The sequence below is a fragment of the Streptomyces actuosus genome, assembly GCF_016921115.1.
In the GTDB taxonomy this organism is placed as follows: domain Bacteria; phylum Actinomycetota; class Actinomycetes; order Streptomycetales; family Streptomycetaceae; genus Streptomyces; species Streptomyces actuosus_A.
Window position 1 is genome coordinate 1 of the sequence record NZ_JAFFZS010000242.1, and the last position, 417, is coordinate 417.

A 417-nucleotide genomic window follows, 5' to 3' on the forward strand; every position below is an offset into this window, starting at 1 on the left:
CTATAGCAGAAACTAATCGTCCACCTTTCGATTTAGCTGAAGCTGAATCAGAACTTGTTAGTGGATTTATGACAGAACATTCTGCTAGTATTTTCGTATTCTTCTTCTTAGCTGAATATGCTAACATCGTATTAATTTGTGCTCTGAATAGTATTTTATTTTTAGGTGGTTATTTAAGTATTTTACCTTTAGATTTTATTGTATCTATTTTAAATTTATTTTTTGATGTAAATAATTCTATTTTATATGATATATTTGTAAATATATCTTCTTCTTCTATAAATTTAGCTATAAAAACATCTTTCTTAATATTTGTATTCATTTGAGTTAGAGCTTCTTTCCCTAGAATACGTTTCGATCAATTAATGTCAGTATGTTGAACTGTTTTATTACCTCTTGTAATAGCTTACGTAATAT

The 417-nt window shown here is 26.1% G+C and carries 1 protein-coding gene; it reads left to right on the forward strand.

The window, feature by feature from the left end:
* Positions 1-326: NADH-quinone oxidoreductase subunit H (locus tag JS756_RS39150; protein ID WP_205387510.1), on the forward strand; the 326-nt coding region annotated here is incomplete at its 5' end.
* Positions 327-417 lie beyond the last annotated feature (91 nt).